This window comes from Acinetobacter larvae (assembly GCF_001704115.1).
Taxonomy (GTDB): domain Bacteria; phylum Pseudomonadota; class Gammaproteobacteria; order Pseudomonadales; family Moraxellaceae; genus Acinetobacter; species Acinetobacter larvae.
The window spans coordinates 2,208,880-2,227,310 of sequence record NZ_CP016895.1; the positions used below are offsets into that span (position 1 = coordinate 2,208,880).

Below are 18,431 nucleotides of genomic sequence, written 5' to 3' on the forward strand. Positions count from 1 at the left end.
AACCACAATTATTCATTCAATCACAATGATGCCCACGTAAGTCGGAACAAACTCACTTGAACAAAATACCGTGTAGAGCACATCTATGAAGGATTTTATTGGTCGTATGTTCTTATCACGCTTATCACTATGCCACGCTATGCGTCTGTTTGAGGGCTAAACATCGCAATGATGTCCGCTTCCGTCAACTGCTGACGTTGCCCAGCAAAAGTATAATAATCTGGTTTATTGTCGATATAAATCTCTGTTGCCAAATACGTATCTTCAGGCAATTCCGCCAAAATAAAGGGATTGACATTGCAGTATTGTTGGTCTTTGCTACGCCAAAATAAATGTGTGCCGCAATCACTACAAAATGCACGTTCTCCCCAAGCTGAGGAATCATAATATTTTAACGCTTGCTGTGCTGAAAAGACTAAGCTATCTGCGACAATTTCTATATTTAAATTAACCCCACCAGCTTGCCGACGGCAAATTGAACAATGACAACTACTCAACTGATTATTTTTTGGTTGTAGCGAAAATTGCACAGCACCGCATAAACATTGCCCAGAAACTTTTTTCATTGCACACCCCATTAGATTCACCACTATAAACTAAATATAAACTAACATATCAGCCATCAAAATTCGAGTATCTATCTCATCAAGCATCAAGATTTTAACAAAGAAAAAATACGCTACACTCAATCATACGCACGGCCGGCTCTCGCCTGATCAAAGTAAATAACTTTTCCCCAACATAATCATGATTTATTCAAAATCAGCAAATCGTCTAAATAAAGACCACTCAAACCACAATTTAATGATCAAGCTAAAAATAAGCTTGACCCATATTAAAATCCCCTTATAATCGCATGCAGATTCTCCCATAGCTCAGTCGGTAGAGCGACGGACTGTTAATCCGCAGGTCCCTGGTTCGAGCCCAGGTGGGAGAGCCAAGATTCTAAAAGCCATACAGGAGTTACTGTATGGCTTTTTTAATGACCAAATACTATTAAAAAATAACCATTGAAAAATAACCATTAAAAAATAAATAGCGGATATCCAAACTGGGCTTATAAGGCAATAATGCAAACACCCCACTGAGCAGATAAATGAAGTGCTCGCTATACCTTGCCTAAAGCTACGCGCTGATCAAACCAAGTCTGTTTTAATTTAATGCATGATCAACGCTATTATGGCGATACAACTGCTGATGCAGCTTGATTGGTGTTGGTTGACTGAGTTTGAGAGGCAGTAGGCTGATTAATCCGATCATGTTCGGTAAAACGCAAAGCCTGCTGTTTGGCAATCAGCTCATCATATTTTTTCTTATTTTCGACATCGTATTTTGCCGCAACAAAATTAATGCTCAGCACAGTAATAGGCAAAATAATAATTACTGCAATAAATATAATCTGTCTAGAACTTAACTTCTTCTTTGACTGCGTCATTGTGCATGGTTCCTTGCAAAAAACTCCTAGGCACTATAACAAAGCCAGATGAAAAAACAACGTTCAAGATCACAATGACAAAGCTGTCTGTATCAGCGCTTACATAACATCAGCATCATCCCCGCTAACAACAAAAATACCCATAACCATGATTATGATTATGGGTATTTAAAAGTCGCGATATCAGATGTAACTTTCTTCAAAGTAGATTATGCTGCCGGCATATATTTCTTGATAAACGCAACCAATTCAGGATTCTTCGTAACAATCGCTTGAGTATGGCTTGCGCCCTCTACCGGTAAGAAAGTTACATCCGTTCCCAAAGTTTTTAAATTCTTTTGTAGACCATCGGTGATGACATACGGTACAGCCATATCTGCCGTACCTTGAATAATCATAATCGGGGTATTGATCTTCTTGGTTCCTGGCTGATTGTCAACTAAGAATTTTTTGATGGTCGGATCTTCTTCAAATTTTTCAATCAAAGCAGGATATTGCAATAATTGATGATTGGAATTCTCCGCCAAGAAAGCACGGATATCATCTGCAAACTTATCATGCAACTCTGCCAAACATAAGCCATTTTCCCCTGTTGTTCCCTCAGCCAATTCAGCAATTGGACGTGAGCGATCTTTAAATAAAGCTTGATACGCAAAACGTGGCTCATAAGCTTTTATGCCCACAGAGGTCAAAGCGGCATAGGCCAGCAACTCGGCATAAGCTTCTGTAGCGACCTCCGTCTGTCCTGCAGCGACCAACTGCTGTAAAGCTAGCGGTGCAACCTGACCAATGATAACCCCCAAACTTGATGCTGGTGCACCTGCAACCGCACCTTTATAGTTTGCATCATCATTGGCATATTCTGCAGTTCCTAAAGATGCTTGGCCACCTTGGGATTGCCCAACTGACATCCAAGCCCCATTAAACGTGCCTTTATACTGTGCTTGAATGGCATTGACTGCGTAAATCGCTGATTTCGCCTCACTTCCTAAATTTAGATAAGGGTGTATGCCTTTGGTCCCTAAGCCTTCATAATCTGGTGCGACAATGACATAACCAGCCGCCAATAAACTTTCCGCCATATTTTTAAAACGTGGATTAAAGGTATTGGCGCTTGGTGCACATTGATCCGCCACACCCACCGTCCCATGCTCCCAAACCACAACACGCCAACCATCTTTGGGCTGTGCTGTCTTTGGATAGAATACCAATGCCGTTGCTTCTGCAGTTTCTCCCAACACATTAGGCATATTATAGTGCATCACCTGAATCTTCGATGCTTGCTGCATGCTATCCAAACTATAGGCACGCTCTTTAATATAGTTGGACTGACTGGGCGATGTATTGTCAGCATCATCATCACTATCATTACATGCAGCTAAAAATAGTACGCTACTGCATGCCAAAGCAATCATTGATTTCTTTAAAAAAATATTCATTCAGTTGTTCCCTACACTATTTATTGATCACGCATCCTGAGCGCTTGCTTTGTGCATCCACTCCTGCACAGGATTATCTTGTGCGTCCAATTTTGCACAGTATTATTTTGTATATTTCACAATTTTAGTAAATTAAGCTGTAAGCCCAACAACACTAAAACTAAGCACAGATTAATTCAAATAATTAAAAAAATAAACCTTAACAACATATAAAAATGACTCTTATTTGAACTGCTTAGTGCATAACACGGTTAAACCTAGGAATACTTAGACGTTTAAGCCGTTTTGCCAAGTGATGCCTCATAAATATGCATAATAATTAAATACTACCAGTACAATGCTATAAAAATTGCAAGAAAGATCATTAATCCAACCCAACGATTATGTCTAAACGCCCAGAAACATCGTGCAGGATCACGATCGGCTGTTTGCACTAACTGATAGATAAAATCAAGCAACACCAATAAGAGTGGCCAAATCGCATAGGGCAATAACAAATCCTCGCGATATAATGCAGCACCAATCAGCACTAAACTCACGCCCTGTAATAAGGCGATGATCTGAATGTCATAGCGCCCAAATAAAATAGCGGTCGACTTAACTCCAATTTTTAAGTCATATTCACGGTCAGTAATGGCATATTGCGTATCATAGGCAACCGTCCAAGCTAAATTTCCAAAATACAGCAACCAACACGTCAAATCTGGTGTTGCCCCAACAGCGGTATACGCCATTGGAATAGACCATGAAAATGCCGCACCTAAAAATACTTGCGGTAAATGTGTATAGCGCTTCATAAATGGATAAATAAACGCTAAGGCTAAAGCGCCAAAAGACCAGTAAAAACTTTCAATCGGTAAAAATAACAACAATAACGCACTAGCAAAAACCAAAATCAAAAATACCCAAATGGCTTCAGCTGCCGAAATCACACCCGTTGCCAAAGGCCGATTTTTGGTGCGTTCGACATGCGCATCGACCTTACGATCTGCAAAATCATTAATGGCACAACCTGCTGCACGCATAAAAACAACCCCGAGCAGCATAACAATGAATATTTTAAAATCTGGTGTCCCGCCTTGCGCCAACCATAATGCCCACATGGTTGGCCAAAAAACCAGTTCGGTACCAATCGGTTTATCAAAACGACATAAATAATAATAAGCTGCTAAACGTTGCCGCCAGTCTAACGCCGTTGATTTCATCATGATGTGTATTCCGAAATATAAGACTTGGCATCTGCCTTAATTTTTTTTTGTGCTAAAAAACGCTCAAAACTACTTAAAAAAGTTTCTTGCACAATAAACCTACAGCCATGCCAAGTATAACAACTTTGACGCGTCCACCCTTCTGGTAAACGCAAAATGCGACGCTGGCAAAGCGGTTGACAGCGATTAAATAAAAAACGACCGATTGGCTGAGTACCAATGGTTTTAAAAATTCGTGCTTTACCCTGCACACTCAGAATCGGAAAAATACTTTTGGCTTTGACCCATGGTACTGACTCTGAACCATATAATAAACTTTCGCGCACCCATGCAAGATGATGCATCGGCATGTTCATCCATTGACTATCTTGTTGTGACATTTTTTGAAAGCACTGTACCGTCGGTTCAACACAAAATTGACCATCCGCCAGCTGCGTTAGTTGCTGTGTCAAAGACCCCGATGCGTATAACCATGTTTTTAATTGCGGATCGATATCCTCGTTAAATACCCTTGGTCTCAGCATAGTCTTTCACTCTTCCTATTTTGCGGCAGTATAACTGAAATTTAACACATATTTTCCGCTCGCCCACCCTGAGCATGCTGCTATAGCCAACACTTAACCCTGATTTCAAACAACTTGGTCAAAAATCAAACGGTTAATAGAATCAATGCTTGAATTCTACTAATCTGGCAGCATCTATAATTTGTCATGAAAAGATCATATTATTCAGGCATCAATACAGATTATCACAGGGCACTAGGCGGCAAAGATGTCGACTTAAATGTGCAAGATATTGGGATGAAATATACTTTTCGTTTAAGATTTAATTTTCCGATCTTAATCATATAAAAATACTATTTCCCCAATAATAGAATTTATCTTATGCTAACAACATATTAGATTTTCACTACACTCATGGAGTAAATGATGAGCTTAATTAATACTGAAGTTAAACCATTCAAAGCACAAGCATATCTTAACGGACAATTCATCGAAGTTACTGAAGCTGATCTTAAAGGCAAATGGTCTGTATTCTTCTTCTATCCAGCAGACTTTACATTTGTTTGCCCAACTGAATTAGGCGACCTTGCAGATAACTATGCTGAGTTCAAAAAACTTGGTGTTGAAATCTATTCAGTTTCTACTGATACACACTTCACGCATAAAGCTTGGCACGATTCTTCTGAAGAAATCAAAAAAATCGAATACCCAATGGTTGGCGATCCAACTTGGACCTTGGCTAAAAACTTCGACGTATTAATCGAATCTGATGGTCTTGCTGATCGTGGTACTTTCGTTATCGATCCAGAAGGTAAAATCCAAATCGTTGAAATCAACGCTGGTGGTGTAGGTCGTGACGCTTCTGAATTGCTTCGTAAAATCAAAGCAGCTCAATATGTTCACGCTCACCCAGGTGAAGTTTGCCCAGCTAAATGGAAAGAAGGCGAAGCAACACTTGCTCCTTCAATCGACCTCGTTGGTAAAATCTAATTTTATTTAAAACTCGCCTCAAGCGCAGTATGCATTGCGCTTAGTTAGAGTGAAAAAACCACGTCTTAGGGCGTGGTTTTTTAAAGGACTTTGTTATGATAATGCTGTTATGGAACGTTTCTTTTTAAACCTAAAAATGGAACGTGTATGGCAGAAGTACTATGCTAATCATCAAGAAGCAATTCAAGATATTAGCCATTACATTACAGTATTCTATAATCAGGTACGGCTGCGTTTTGAATCTTTCAATAAAAATACCCCACTGTTCTGCGGGGTATTTTATGATTGTTTTGGTATGGTTAGATTAACGCACAATACCACGCTTAGATTTTTCTAAGGAATCAATCAAACGTTGCGCTTCCGCTGCCTCTGGTAGAATCTCAGACTGAATTTTCGCGATTGCTTGTTCAGTGGTGAGATTTTCTTTATAGATAAATTTAAATGCTTCACGTAGGGCTTGGATAACATTGCGCGACCACCCCTTGCGGCGCATCCCTTCTATATTTAAACCATATGCATGTGCAGGATTACCAGAAGCCATAACATAAGCCGGTACATCTTTTAAAATCAATGAAGCACCGCCAATCATACTATAAGAATCAATATGGCAAAATTGATGAATTCCTGAATTCCCACCAATTACCACATAATCTGCAATATGAACATGCCCCGCAATCCCCACATTATTGGCAATAATATTATGATCACCAACAACACAATCATGCGCAATATGTGTATTGACCATCATGAGATTATGGCTACCAATACGGGTAATCGACTGATCTTGTACAGTCCCCCGATGGAAACTACAATGCTCGCGAATTTTATTATAATCCCCGATCTCCAACCAAGTTTCCTCACCTTGATATTTTAAATCTTGGCAAATTTCCCCAATACTTGAGAACTGGAAAATTTCATTGCAAACCCCTATTCTTGTATAGCCAGCAATAACCACATGGGGGTGAATAACACTGCCTGCACCAATACTTACTTGAGGGCCAATAATACAATAAGGGCCAATAACAACATCTTCTGCAATCGTTGCAGTTGGGTCGATAATCGCGGTTGGATGAATTAATTCGGGTTTACTCATGCCTGCTCTAATTTCTGATGAGAAATAATAATCTCTGCTGTTGCTGCGACCACGTCATCAACACTAGCAGTACATAAATATTTATAAATACCACGCTTTTGCATGACCAGCTCAGATTTTAAAATTAATTGATCACCAGGAACAACTTGTTTTTTAAAACGAACTTTTTCAGCACCAGCAAATAAAAATAATGAACCCGCTTGCGGTGTTTCATCATTCATAACAAATCCCAAAATACCAGAAATTTGCGCCATCGCTTCAATAATCAATACACCCGGCGTAATAGGATAATTGGGGAAATGCCCCTGCATATACTCTTCATTAATAGAGATATTCTTATAACCAACTATACCATGTTCACTGATTTCAGTAACACGATCAACCAGTAAAAATGGATATCTATGAGGCAGATAACTCCGGATTGTCTGAATATTCATCGGTAATTCAGGAACCTTAAAAGATAAAGATTTAGACTCAGTCATCATTATTTACGCAACTTTAATATTGTTTCAAGGGACTCAATTTGAGCCTGCATATGATCAAGTTGTTTGACTATTTTGGTCAATGGCACATCTGCTAATTGTTTGAATCGAATTGCAGCGCGTTTCCATTGTCCTGTTTCTAAGAAGCTTGTACCAGAAGAATACGTCCCTGCTTGTAAAATATTTTTTGTGATCATTGACATTCCAGTCAATTGGACATTATCTGCAATTTCAATGTGCCCCACTACACCTACGCCACCCGCTAAGATACAGTTTTTGCCAATCTTCGTACTTCCTGCTATACCGCATTTTGCAGCAATGGCTGTATTTTCACCAATCACCACGTTATGCGCGATTTGCACAAGATTATCAATAATCACACCATTTTCCAAAATAGTGTCATCTAATGCACCACGATCAATACTACAATTGGACCCAATGCGAACATCATGACCAATACGCACGGACCCTAATTGTGCAATGCGGTGCCACTTGGCTTGATACGGTGCAAAACCAAATCCTTCTCCGCCAATCACAGTATTACTATGAATACGAACACGATCACCAACCTTCACTGCGCAATCGAATGCGACATGATGTGCAATAAAACAATCGCGCCCAATCTCAGTACCATCGCTTATGGTGCTATGTGCTTGAATAATGGTATTTGAACCAATCACACAATGCTCACCAATCACCACATAATGACCGATATAAGCATCTTCAGCGATAATCGCAGATTCAGCAATTTGTGCCGTAGCTTCGATACCTCGCGCCAGTACTTTATGCTCAAAGACATGGCTTAATAAGGCAAATGCTAAATACGGGTTTTCGACCACTATAAAGTTCTGCTGTTGCGGCAGTCTTAAACGTAATTGCTCAGTCACAATCAAAGCAGCAGCATGAGATTGCTGAGCATCTGCTAAATGTTTTTCATGACTCACAAATGAAATGGATTGTGCATCTGCTGCTGCCAGACTCGCGAGCGCAGAAATAGATAAATCTGAATGGCCAATCACTTGACCATTCACATGACGCGCTAGCTCGTCTAGTCGAAATTGGGTAGATTTCATTGATTATTTAATAGCATTAACCTTTTGAATCATTTTATCAGTTAAATCAAACTTTGGGTCGAATGCTAAAGCCGAATTGCGATTGATGACTAAATCTAAGCCATTTTCATTGCGCAACTGTTCTGCAGCAGTTTTGATACGTGCTTCAAAAGTCTTGTTGGTGTTTTGAATTGTTGATTGAACTTTAGATTGTACGCTTTGTTGAATCGATTGGAATTGCGCTGCTTTAGCTTGGAATTGCTGTCCCAATTGATCTGTATTCGCACCTTTTTCTTGTGCTTTTTGACGCAACGCTTCTAATTCTTTATTCAATTGTTCAAGTTGTGCTGTTTGTGGTTTGACCGATTGTTCTAAGCTGGCATTTTGTTGTTTTAAGTACTGACTACTCTCCACAACACGTTCCATGTCTACAACACCATAACCAGCTGCTTGTGCCGCAGCGCTTACACCCAAACCCAACATTAAAACAAAAGCATTTAATTTATTCATTTTACACCTAAGGTATTGAAGAACATTATAAAAGTAAAAACTATAGCCCTCATATAAGCACTATCGAAAGCGAGCTTTCGATAGCTTGTGCAGATATGAGTTGTGGAGCAATAGAGAGATTAATCAAGCAAAATTAGAACGTACGACCGATTTCAAATTGTAAGGCTTTGGTTTGATCGCCTTGCTTATCATTTAATGGGAAGGCATAACTTAAGGAAATTGGACCAATCATGGTAATCCAAGTGAAACCAACACCGACACTGTAACGTAAATTACTTAAATCAAAGCCGTAATTGTCTTTACAGTATTGTTTGGCATCGACACCTTTTTTGTCGCCATTTAAGTACAACGTACCATTTGGTATATCACACTGCGTATCAAATACTTGTGCGCCTTCAGCAAAGATTACAGGACGTACTTGACGTGCCCAATCACCTTTAAATGGAATCGGCAAGGCTAACTCTGCACCCACTTGGAATAAGGCATTACCACCAACTTCCTCTGGGTCCCAATCACGAATTTTTTGTTCATTATAGGTCACTGCTGGATATTGAGGACCTAAAGTACTGTTGTCATAACCACGTACTGAACCGAAACCACCGGCAAAGAAGTTCTTATAGAATGGCAAGTCATTACCATAACCCAATTTACCATAACCTCTTAGTACAAAATCTTTACCAAGTGGGAAGTAACTTTGCGCTTCATAAACGATTTTTTGGTATTCAACATCACTACCAGGAATGGCAATTTCACCATTAATACGGTGTAAAGTACCAGAGGTTGGGAAAATTGGGCGGTTCAAAGTGTTATATGCCCAGCCCAAGTTAAAGTTATAGGTAACAAATTTACCTTCAAAGGCACTTTCAAAGGTACGTACTGCAATCTTATCCTCTGGACATGTTTGTCCTGATGTAAGTTCAATTGTGCATTCATTATATTGAGCAGATGCTGTGGCTTTACCACCATGCCCTTTTAAGAAGTCACGAATATAAGTCGAAACATATTGACCCGTGGTAACTTTAGTCTGGTCGATATTTAAACCCGCACTAATGTTTTGGTTTTCATCAATAGGATAACTAAAGTTAAGACCACCACCAATACTATCGGTAACATAGTTATTGACGTTATAGTTGTTATTTAACTTAGTCTTACGATAATACATATTATAACCACGACTGATACCATCAATTGTGAAGTATGGATCAGTTACGTTCAGGTTATAGTAGTCTTGGGTTTGTGAACGAGACAAATCAATCGCGACCCGGTTACCGGTACCTAAGAAGTTGGTTTGACTTAAACCCGCTTGGAAGGTTACACCGCCATTTTGGGAATAACCGACCGCTAAAGTTGTAGTCCCCGAATGTTGTTCTTCAACTTTAATATCCAAATCAACTTGGTCAGGTGAATTCGGTACACGTACAGGCGTCACCTCGACAGTTTTAAAATAACCCGTACGTTCTAAGCGAATTTTTGAGAGTTCAATTTTTTCATTACTTGCCAATGCACCTTCCATTTGGCGCATTTCACGACGTAAGACTTCATCGGCTGTTTTATTATTACCACTGAAATTAATACGACGTACAGTAACTTGTTGACCCGGATTGACATAATAGTTGAGATCTACAATCTTGGTATCATGGTGAATGGTCGGTACAACGTTAATCTCAGCATAATAATAGCCGGCATTACCATATTTACGTGCGAGCAGTTGGCGGACATTGTTGACTTTTTCTTGCGAATAAATATTCCCATCTTTATAAACCTGAAGCGCTTTTAACTCATCTGGTTTAAAAAGTGCATCACCCAAAAATTTTGTAGTCCCGAAGGTATATTGGTCACCCTCTGTGACAGATACTTCAATAAAGATATGTTTTTTATCTTCACTAATATTCAGGTAAGAGTTATTGATTTTAAAATCGATATAGCCCTTATTGAGGTAAAGTGCACGTAAAGCCTCTAAACTTGCGGCCATCTTTTCACGTGCATAACGGTCATTACGGGTAAGAACCGATGCCCAACCTGATTCTTTTACCGCAAAGATTTGTTTAATCTCATCATCTTTAAAAATACTATTACCAATAATATTGATATCGAAAACTTTAGCGGGTTTACCTTCATTGAACTCAATTTCTAGATAAACACGGTTATTGGTCTGCGCAATTGTATTAACTTTTACAGTCGCATCATAACGACCCTGTTGCGAATACTGCTGCTCCAACTCGGTTTCCAAAGTCTGTAATGTCGACTTTTTCAAAACCTCGCCTTCCGCTAAGCCCATTTTCTTGAGCCCTTCTTGTAAGGCTTCTTTGGGAATGAGTTTATTGCCTTTAAACTCTACTTTGGCAATGACTGGACGCTCAACAACCTTAAACACCAACACCCCATTTTCGTTGAATGCCTGAATGTCATCGAACAAGTCAGTAGCATATAAGCTACGCACCCCGTCAGCAATCGTCATGTCATTGATACGATCACCACTATTGATTGAAAGCAAAGGCAGTACAGTGTTCGGTTGCAAACGAACAAGGCCATCAATACGAACATCACGAACGATAAAGTCTTCCGCTGCATGAACTTGTTGTACTGCTGCCATTGCACTGACCAGCGCAAGCGGCATAAATAAATGTGAGTGTTGCATGCCTATTATTTTCCAGTAGGTTAATTTTTTCCAAAATTAAAGTTTATAATCGCATAAAATCGTTAAAGATCGCCAGTAGCATCATGCTACCCAACAGTACGATACCAATTTTAAGACCAATAATTTGTATGTGTTCAGATACCGGCTTACCCCGAATTGCCTCTATGACATAATAAAGTAAATGACCACCATCTAGCATCGGAATTGGCAACAAATTTAATATTCCTAAACTGACACTCATCATCGCCATAAAGGAAATAAAACTTTGCAAGCCCATTTCTGCACTTTGTCCAGCAAATTTAGCAATCGTAATTGGACCAGATAAGCTTTCCAAACCAATTAACCCGCGCACCATTTTCACAACAGATCCAAACATCATGCCAGAAAGCTGTACGGTTTTATTTACGGCAACACCAAGCGCTTCGAGAGGATTATAATGAATAACCTGCTTATATTGTTCAGGAATTTCATTATCTAGTGCTTGAGCTTCAACACCAAGCATCCCGACAACATTCCCCATATTATCACGATGACCTTGTGGCATCACGTGTAAATTTAACGGCTGTCCAGCACGAAGTACTGAAATATTAAGCATTTTTTCTGGTGATTTTTGCACAACATCGACAACATCAAACCAGTCGCGCATGGCAACACCATTGATTTCAACAATTTTGTCGCCTTCTTTCATACCTTGACGTACGGCAGCCCCATCATCTGTCAATTTATAGATCACAGCAGGAATTGGCGGATGATAGGGTTGGAAACCAAGCACTGCAAATGCGGAATCACCTTGTTGTTTTAGAAAATTATTAATCGGTAATTGTAAGTTTTTGAGTTGGTTTTGAGACTCTACCTGTAGATTAACAACCCCTGTTTCGCCGACTCGATTCACCAAAGCAAGGTTCACTTGTTCCCAACTCTTGGTCTCTTTACCATCGACCATCACAATCTTGTCGCCCACTTGCATGTTTTGCATTGCAGCGGGTGTATCTGCAACGACTTTACCTACACGGGTATTGAGTTGTTCTTGGGCTGGAAGAAATAACAACCAGAATAATAACACCGCAAAAATCAAATTAATGGCAGGTCCAGCAGCCACAATGGCTATTCTTTTCCAGACAGATTGGCGGTTAAACGCATATGGCAAGTCTTCTTCTTTAACATTGCCGTCACGCTCATCCAGCATTTTGACATAACCGCCGAGTGGTAAGGCAGATAGTTGATATTGAATACCTGTTTTCTTAGATGTTTTGTGAATGATCTTTGGACCAAAACCGATTGAATAAATCAGTACTTTTACACCTAATTTACGTGCCACCCAATAATGACCAAATTCATGTATTGCAATGAGTGGGCCTAACAATAATATAGCGGCGACAATAATAAACAGGATACTCATTTTTAGTGTTCCAACTGCTGAATATAGTGTGAAGTAACTTGTCTCGCATACTGATCGCTGTGCAAGATAGCCGCAATACTCTCTGCAGGGCTATTTTGAACGTGATTTAAGGTATGTTCAACTATCTGCGGAATTTTTAAGAAAGAAATTTTCTTATTTAGGAATGCATCGACAGCAACTTCATTCGCAGCGTTCAAAATGGTCGTACTGGTACCACCAGCTTTCATCGCCTCTCTTGCCAACCTCAACGCCGGAAAACGTTGTAGATCTGGCTCACAAAAATCGAGATGATGATGCACAAACAAATCTAAAGCATCGACCTGCGTTGCAATGCGTTCTGGCCAGGCCAGTGCATGTGCAATCGGAGTACACATATCAGGATTTCCAAGTTGAGCCAAAGTTGAACCGTCAATATATTGAACCAATGAGTGAATAATACTTTGTGGGTGAATTACCACTGTAACAAAATGTTCAGGAATTGAAAACAAATGACAAGCTTCGATTAACTCTAAGCCTTTATTCATTAGGCTTGCGGAGTCAACCGATATTTTACGTCCCATCGACCAGTTCGGATGTTTACAAGCTTGATCCGGAGTAACCTGTTCAAGTTGTGCAAGACTATGATTTAAAAAAGGACCGCCAGATGCAGTCAATAAAATTTTTGCAATACCAAAGTGTTCTGGCTGGCGTACCGCAGCCTGCTGATAATGATGTGGCAAACATTGGAAAATTGCATTGTGTTCGGAGTCGACCGGCATTAATAACGCGTGATTATCACGTGCGGCTTGTAACATTAACTCACCGCTCATCACCAATGCTTCTTTGTTGGCTAGTAGTACACGTTTGCCAGCACGTACAGCAGCCAATGTCGACAACAACCCCGCAGCACCAACAATTGCCGCCATGACCACATCTACTTGTGGGTGCTCAGCGATTGCAACCAAACCATCTTGTTCAGTTAAAATTTCGATTTCAGTCAGTTGATTGTGTTGTAATAATTGATGTAATTGATCTACATGCTGCTCAGGTACCACCACCACTTGTGGATGAAAACGTACACATAACTGTACCAATTCATGGATACGACTATGTGCACTTAAAGCAAAAACTGTATATTGTTCAGGGTGCTGTTCCAAAACTTTAAGCGTACTTAGACCAATGGAACCCGTTGCGCCTAAGATACTAACCGATTGTAACATCTATAAATTTACACCAATAAGTTGAAGTACAATAATCCCGACCGCAAAAATTGGCGCAGCAGCAAGTAAAGAATCGATACGATCTAACACGCCACCATGACCTGGTAAAATGCGTCCAGAATCTTTGATGCCTGCCCGCCGCTTAATCATGGATTCGAATAAGTCACCCAGCACAGAACTAAAGACAGTAATGATAGAAATCACTAAAAAAATAACATGATGCAGCAAACTTAACGAGAGGAAATACGCTTGCACAACAATAATGACCAAAGCGACTGTCACGATGCCACCCAATAAACCTTCAATGGTTTTATTGGGACTGACATGTGGTGCCAATTTACGCCGTCCTAATTTGCGACCCACAAAATAAGCACCACTATCTGCTCCCCAAACCAATAAGAACAAATACATCAGCCACCACGGCGACATCTGCCAAACCATATAAATGGCACTTACTGCTGCGGCAATTAGAATAACGCCCATCGGATATAAACGATTGCAATACCAATGGTCTATTCGTGGATAGTGCTTTACCCAATAAATGCTTAGGAGCCAAATAAAAATGGACGCAACCCACAGCACCAAACCAACATGCTCATGATTTAGAGTAAGTAAAGACAATAAAGCAGTTACAAAACCAAAAGCTGCAGCAGCAACTTTATTGACGCTTTGCTCTGGATGCGGCATGAGCTTAAACCACTCATATCCTGCGGCACCTGCGGCAGCTACCATTAAAATCAACATCGGATAGTGTGATGTTGTATAAAACATGCAAAAGAATACAACAGCAACCAGTACCAATGCGGTGATGATCCGCTCTATCATTATTTTTTCTCTATTTTCTCATGAAGAAGTTGTTCTGAAGTCTTACCAAAACGGCGCTCACGCCCCATATAGACGGCGATCGCATCATCAAATTCTTCTGGTGTAAATTCTGGCCACAATGTCTGGGTAAAATATAATTCCGCATAGGCAGCCTGCCATAATAAAAAATTTGATAATCGATAATCTCCGCCTGTACGAATCAGTAAGTCAACTGGCGGCAGATCCCCCAAACTCAACATACCACCGAATAGGTCAATATCAACATCCTCGAGTTGCAATTGCTGTGCTGCAACTTGTGCTGCAACTTGCTTGGCGGTATTGATAATATCCCACATTCCACCATAACTGATCGCAATACTGAGTGTCATGGCGGTAAAATGTGCGGTTTTCTGTTCGGCGTGCTGCATGAGCTGCTGCAATGTGGGTGATAATCGCTGACGATCACCAATAAAGCGCAAGGCGATTGAAAATTTTTCCATACGTGGAATTTGCTCGTGGATAGTATCCACAAGCAACTGCATCAGGAGTTCAATTTCATGACGAGGACGATTCCAGTTCTCACTGGAAAAAGCAAAAACGGTCAATGCCCGAATATTAAGCTTACGGCAATGTTCAACGATAGGATCTAAAACATTTTTTCCCTCGCGGTGACCATCGCCTTTATCAAGATTATTTTTTCTAGCAAAACGATTGTTGCCATCCATAATAATGGCAACATGTTGTGGGAGTCCCGAAGCATCTGATGCAGTCATGCAAAATTAGACCTTTAACAATTCTGCTTCTTTCGCAGCCAAACGTTTATCAACTTCAGCAACGTACTTATCGGTAATTTTCTGAACATCCTCACCGGCACGGCGTTCATCATCTTCAGAAATTTCTTTTTCTTTCAATAGTGCTTTAATATCGCCCAATACATCACGACGAATATTACGAATCGCAACTTTGGCATTTTCTGCTTCACTGCGCGCTACTTTTTGCATGTCACGACGTGTTTCTTCGGTTAGTGCTGGTAAAGGAACACGAATCGCATCTGCGCTAATTGGGTTTAAACCCAAATCACTTTCACGAATGGCTTTATCGATAGCAGAAACCATAGTGCGTTCAAATGGTTGTACGATCAATGTGCGTGAATCTTCTATACCGACGTTGGCAACTTGGTTCAATGGAACATCTGAACCGTAATAAGGCACCATAACACCATTCAAAATTGAAGGATGTGCTCGTCCTGTACGAACTTTTGCAAAGCCTTGTTCTAGCGACTCAAGGGTCTTTTGCATACGTAATTCACTATCTTTTTTAAGATCGTTAATCATATGATCTTCCTTACTTATTTCTACAAAAGTGTTTTATTAAAAATTGCAGTAGTATAAAGAGCTTTGCCGCTCAGGTACATTAGTTTGTGACCAAGGTGCCTTCTTTCTCACCCATTACCACAGAAAGCAATGCGCCAGACTTATTCATATCAAAGACTTGCAATGGTACTTGGTGATCACGACACAAACAGATTGCTGTTAAATCCATCACCCCCAATTTACCATCTAGCACTTCATCGAAGCTTAATTGATCATATTTAACGGCATCTTCGTATTTACTTGGGTCTTTATTGTACACGCCATCTACTTTGGTTGCTTTTAAAATCAGCTTGGCTTCGATTTCAATACCACGTAAACATGCAGCAGTATCTGTCGTAAAGAATGGATTGCCAGTACCGGCCACAAACACACACACTTCACCTTGTGACAAATGACGAATAGCATCACGACTCGAATAAGACTCTACAACGGTTCCTATCGGTAAGGCAGACATTAAACGTGTTTTAATATTACGGCGCACCAAGGCGTCACGCAAAGCCAAACCATTCATCACTGTTGCTAACATTCCCATTTGGTCGCCTGTGACCCGACCGACCAAACCGTCTTTTTGTAATTGGCTACCACGGTATAAGTTACCACCGCCAACAACAATCCCGACTTGTACCCCTAAACCAACCAAGTGCGCGATCGACAAAGACATCTGATCTAATACTTGCGCATCGATCCCCATATCTTTATTGCCGGCCAACGCCTCTCCAGAAAGTTTAAGTAAAATCCTAGAATATCGTGGATTTTTTGAATCTGACATAGCTAAAGCTCCGCAACTCACTTTAATTTTATATACACACTAAAATACGATTAAACCGATTTCACTCGAATTAATTTTGCAAATAAATCATACTCATCAGCATCAGTGATTTCGACTTCAAGCCAATCACCTACCTTGATTTGTGATTTATCGATATCTTCTACAAATACATGCCCATCAATTTCTGGTGCATCTGCATATGACCGCGCTACTGCCACTGGATAATCTTCTTCCAAATCATCAACTAACACTGTCATCACTTGACCAATGCGCTGTTGTAATTTGGCAGTAGAAATTTGCTGTTGCACTTGCATGAAGCGCTCATAACGTTGCTGTTTAATCTCTTCAGGCACATGATCTGGCAGATCATTTGCTGTTGCGCCTTCTACCGGTGAATACGTAAAGCAACCAACGCGATCCAGTTGTGCGTGTTGCAACCAATCCAGTAGCATTTGGAAATCTTCTTCTGTTTCACCCGGAAAACCCACAACGAAAGTGGAGCGAATCACCAGATCAGGGCACTTCTCGCGCCAAGCTTGTAAACGCGCTAAGGTATTTTCACTATGTGCTGGCCGTTTCATCAATTTGAGAACTTTCGGGCTGGCGTGTTGAAAAGGAATATCTAAATAAGGCAAGATTTTGCCTGCTGCCATGAGTTCAATCGCAGCATCGACATGTGGATAAGGATAGACATAGTGCAAACGCACCCAGATGCCAAGTTTCCCAAGTGCTTCACACATATCGTAGAATTTGGTTTTGATCGGTTGACCATTCCAGAAATCAAGCTTGTATTTGGTATCTACCCCATAGGCAGAGGTATCTTGTGAAATCACAAGTACTTCTTTTACACCAGATTTCTTTAAGGCTTGCGCTTCGTTTAAAACCGAACCAATTGGTCTAGACACCAAATCGCCGCGCATACTTGGAATAATACAAAAGGTACACCGGTGATTACAGCCTTCCGATATTTTCAAATAAGCATAATGTTTAGGTGTTAAACGGATGCCTTGTGGCGGAACCAAGTCCACATAGGGATTATGTGCGGGTGGCGCGGGTACATATTGATGTACGGCTTCCATCACATCTTGATAAGCTGCTGCACCAGTAACTTTTAAAACATTGGGATGCATCTGACGAATTTTCTCTTCATCTTTACCTAAGCATCCCGTCACGATCACACGACCATTTTCATTGATGGCCTCACCAATTGCGTCTAGTGATTCTTGCACTGCAGATTCAATAAAACCACAGGTATTGACAACCACTAAATCTGCACCGTCATAATCTGATGCAACTTCATAACCTTCAGTTTTCAACTGGGTTAAAATACGTTCAGAATCGACCAATGCCTTAGGACAACCTAAAGAAACAAAACCGACTTTGGGGGATTTCATGACTCTGCACTCCACTAGAATGCGCGTATTGTATGACTTTTCTTACTATAAAAATAGCTTGAAACCATACTCTTTGTGTTATGCACCACAATTAAACCAATTTTTATACATCTTGTATTTTTCGCACCATTTTGGTTCAAATA

General features: G+C 40.3%; 18 protein-coding genes, 1 tRNA gene and 1 pseudogene. 3 read left to right on the forward strand and 17 right to left on the reverse strand.

Features of this window, described 5'->3' with window-relative positions; genetic code table 11:
* Window positions 1-137: 137 nt before the first annotated feature.
* On the reverse strand, window positions 138-566 hold the full coding sequence (locus BFG52_RS09945) for a GFA family protein (RefSeq protein ID WP_067555472.1): 429 nt from the start codon (window positions 564-566) through the stop codon (window positions 138-140).
* A 298-nt stretch (window positions 567-864) separates the two neighbouring features.
* On the opposite strand from BFG52_RS09945, the gene BFG52_RS09950 reads away from it, so the two are divergent.
* A tRNA-Asn gene (locus BFG52_RS09950) sits at window positions 865-940 on the forward strand.
* 237 nt (window positions 941-1,177) lie between these two features.
* On the opposite strand, the gene BFG52_RS09955 is transcribed toward BFG52_RS09950, so the two are convergent.
* The 4 genes from BFG52_RS09955 to BFG52_RS09970 form a co-directional block, all read right to left on the reverse strand.
* Window positions 1,178-1,435, reverse strand: coding sequence for a hypothetical protein (locus BFG52_RS09955; protein WP_067555475.1), 258 nt, complete (start codon window positions 1,433-1,435; stop codon window positions 1,178-1,180).
* A gap of 209 nt (window positions 1,436-1,644) precedes the next feature.
* Window positions 1,645-2,874, reverse strand: a complete 1,230-nt coding sequence (locus tag BFG52_RS09960) for an alpha/beta hydrolase family protein (RefSeq protein WP_067555478.1) — start codon at window positions 2,872-2,874, stop codon at window positions 1,645-1,647.
* Between the two features lie 326 nt (window positions 2,875-3,200).
* Window positions 3,201-4,082, reverse strand: a complete 882-nt coding sequence (ubiA, locus tag BFG52_RS09965) for a 4-hydroxybenzoate octaprenyltransferase (protein WP_067555481.1) — start codon at window positions 4,080-4,082, stop codon at window positions 3,201-3,203.
* A complete protein-coding gene (locus tag BFG52_RS09970) occupies window positions 4,079-4,606 on the reverse strand; it encodes a chorismate--pyruvate lyase family protein (RefSeq protein WP_067555488.1) in 528 nt (175 codons plus the stop codon). Before BFG52_RS09970 ends, ubiA begins: the two co-directional genes overlap by 4 nt.
* 405 nt (window positions 4,607-5,011) lie before the next feature.
* Here BFG52_RS09970 and ahpC point away from each other — a divergent pair, with 405 nt between their 5' ends.
* Window positions 5,012-5,575, forward strand: a complete 564-nt coding sequence (ahpC, locus tag BFG52_RS09975; RefSeq protein WP_067555491.1) for an alkyl hydroperoxide reductase subunit C — start codon at window positions 5,012-5,014, stop codon at window positions 5,573-5,575.
* Window positions 5,576-5,657: 82 nt separating this feature from the next.
* Window positions 5,658-5,912: pseudogene (locus BFG52_RS17295) on the forward strand (hypothetical protein); the annotation flags it as partial.
* On the opposite strand, the gene lpxA reads toward BFG52_RS17295, so the two are convergent.
* The 12 genes from lpxA to rimO all read right to left on the reverse strand — a co-directional run bounded on the left by lpxA (window position 5,880) and on the right by rimO (window position 18,288).
* Window positions 5,880-6,668, reverse strand: coding sequence for an acyl-ACP--UDP-N-acetylglucosamine O-acyltransferase (lpxA, locus tag BFG52_RS09980; protein WP_067555494.1), 789 nt, complete (start codon window positions 6,666-6,668; stop codon window positions 5,880-5,882). The pseudogene BFG52_RS17295 and the gene lpxA overlap by 33 nt on opposite strands.
* A complete protein-coding gene (fabZ, locus tag BFG52_RS09985; RefSeq protein WP_067559430.1) occupies window positions 6,665-7,150 on the reverse strand; it encodes a 3-hydroxyacyl-ACP dehydratase FabZ in 486 nt (161 codons plus the stop codon). Before fabZ ends, lpxA begins: the two co-directional genes overlap by 4 nt.
* 2 nt (window positions 7,151-7,152) lie before the next feature.
* A complete protein-coding gene (lpxD, locus tag BFG52_RS09990; RefSeq protein WP_067555497.1) occupies window positions 7,153-8,223 on the reverse strand; it encodes a UDP-3-O-(3-hydroxymyristoyl)glucosamine N-acyltransferase in 1,071 nt (356 codons plus the stop codon).
* A 3-nt stretch (window positions 8,224-8,226) separates the two neighbouring features.
* Window positions 8,227-8,712 carry an OmpH family outer membrane protein gene (locus tag BFG52_RS09995; protein ID WP_067555504.1) on the reverse strand — a complete coding sequence of 162 codons (486 nt, stop codon included), beginning with the start codon at window positions 8,710-8,712 and terminating at the stop codon, window positions 8,227-8,229.
* 133 nt (window positions 8,713-8,845) lie between these two features.
* Window positions 8,846-11,350 carry an outer membrane protein assembly factor BamA gene (bamA, locus tag BFG52_RS10000; protein ID WP_067555507.1) on the reverse strand — a complete coding sequence of 835 codons (2,505 nt, stop codon included), beginning with the start codon at window positions 11,348-11,350 and terminating at the stop codon, window positions 8,846-8,848.
* Window positions 11,351-11,393: 43 nt separating this feature from the next.
* A complete protein-coding gene (rseP, locus tag BFG52_RS10005; protein WP_067555510.1) occupies window positions 11,394-12,749 on the reverse strand; it encodes an RIP metalloprotease RseP in 1,356 nt (451 codons plus the stop codon).
* Window positions 12,750-12,751: 2 nt separating this feature from the next.
* Entirely contained in the window at window positions 12,752-13,948 is a 1,197-nt protein-coding gene (gene ispC, locus BFG52_RS10010; RefSeq protein ID WP_067555513.1) for a 1-deoxy-D-xylulose-5-phosphate reductoisomerase, read from the reverse strand.
* Window positions 13,949-14,773, reverse strand: a complete 825-nt coding sequence (locus BFG52_RS10015; RefSeq protein WP_067555516.1) for a phosphatidate cytidylyltransferase — start codon at window positions 14,771-14,773, stop codon at window positions 13,949-13,951. It abuts the gene before it with no gap.
* Window positions 14,773-15,525: a polyprenyl diphosphate synthase gene (uppS, locus tag BFG52_RS10020; RefSeq protein ID WP_067555519.1), complete on the reverse strand. Its 753-nt coding sequence runs from the start codon at window positions 15,523-15,525 to the stop codon at window positions 14,773-14,775. Before uppS ends, BFG52_RS10015 begins: the two co-directional genes overlap by 1 nt.
* Before the next feature lie 6 nt (window positions 15,526-15,531).
* A complete protein-coding gene (gene frr / locus BFG52_RS10025; RefSeq protein WP_067555521.1) occupies window positions 15,532-16,086 on the reverse strand; it encodes a ribosome recycling factor in 555 nt (184 codons plus the stop codon).
* 79 nt (window positions 16,087-16,165) lie between these two features.
* Complete coding sequence (gene pyrH, locus BFG52_RS10030; RefSeq protein WP_067555524.1) at window positions 16,166-16,894, reverse strand: UMP kinase; 729 nt, start codon at window positions 16,892-16,894, stop codon at window positions 16,166-16,168.
* 50 nt (window positions 16,895-16,944) lie between these two features.
* A complete protein-coding gene (gene rimO, locus BFG52_RS10035) occupies window positions 16,945-18,288 on the reverse strand; it encodes a 30S ribosomal protein S12 methylthiotransferase RimO (RefSeq protein WP_067555527.1) in 1,344 nt (447 codons plus the stop codon).
* Window positions 18,289-18,431 lie beyond the last annotated feature (143 nt).